This window comes from Vibrio sp. 10N.222.49.A3 (assembly GCF_041475145.1).
In the GTDB taxonomy this organism is placed as follows: Bacteria; Pseudomonadota; Gammaproteobacteria; order Enterobacterales; family Vibrionaceae; genus Vibrio; species Vibrio tasmaniensis_A.
This window is the reverse complement of sequence record NZ_JBFRVM010000160.1, coordinates 1-244: the sequence shown is the minus strand read 5'-3', so window position 1 is coordinate 244 and position 244 is coordinate 1. Positions and strand designations below refer to the sequence as shown.

Annotated in this window: 1 protein-coding gene; it reads right to left on the bottom strand. The window is 43.4% G+C overall.

Annotation, left to right across the window (positions count from 1 at the left end; genetic code table 11):
- Window positions 1-30 precede the first annotated feature (30 nt).
- Window positions 31-244 (bottom strand): IS3 family transposase (locus AB4589_RS21085; RefSeq protein ID WP_372101627.1); only part of this gene is annotated, 214 nt, incomplete at its 5' end.

Genomic DNA, 244 nt, shown 5'->3' with positions numbered 1-244 from the left:
TGATCTGCTCCAGTCAGACTGGACACTTAGCTAAGCGACATTTCGCTTTTCAAAGTTCATTGGGCTTAGGTACCCAAGAGCACTGTGCCTTCTCGTTCGATTATAATCAACTTCTATGTACTCGAAGATCGTTTGGCGCATCTGCTCTCTCGTCATAATTGGCTCATATTGAATTGCTTCAACTTTCAGTGAATGGAAGAAGCTCTCAACACATGCGTTATCCCAACAGTTCCCTTTTCTACTC